The following is a 404-nucleotide window of genomic DNA, read 5'->3' as shown; positions in this document are numbered from 1 at the left end:
GTTTATGGTACTTTTTTGGATGGTTTCAGTATTTATGAGGAGCGATTGTTGCCCACCGGGTTGATTGTGATGGGGAATGAGGGGAATGGTATTCGTCCGGAGGTTGAGAAATGGGTTACGCACCGGCTTTATATTCCTAATTTTCCGCTTGGTGCGCCCACTACCGAGTCGCTGAATGTGGCGACTGCTACTGCAATCACGTTGGCGGAGTTTCGGCGGCAGGCTTCGGCTGTTATTCATTAAAAATATCTACCTTTGCGTGCTTTTTTTTTAAGAATGTTTGCGAACATTGAATATGACAACGGGGGATTGCGGGTCAAGCCCGCAATGACGGTTCATGAGCGGGGCAAGCCCGCAATGACGGTTCATGAGCGGGGCAAGCCTGCAATGACACTGCTGGGTGG

The 404-nt window shown here is 50.0% G+C and carries 1 protein-coding gene; it reads left to right on the top strand.

What is annotated here, in order from left to right:
* Positions 1 to 243, top strand: a 243-nt coding sequence (locus ASC50_RS05220) for an RNA methyltransferase (protein ID WP_162491146.1), incomplete at its 5' end; no start/stop codon positions are given.
* Between the last annotated feature and the right edge of the window lie 161 nt (positions 244 to 404).

This window comes from Candidatus Symbiothrix dinenymphae, from assembly GCF_001431085.1.
This window is presented reverse-complemented; position numbering and strand designations above follow the sequence as displayed.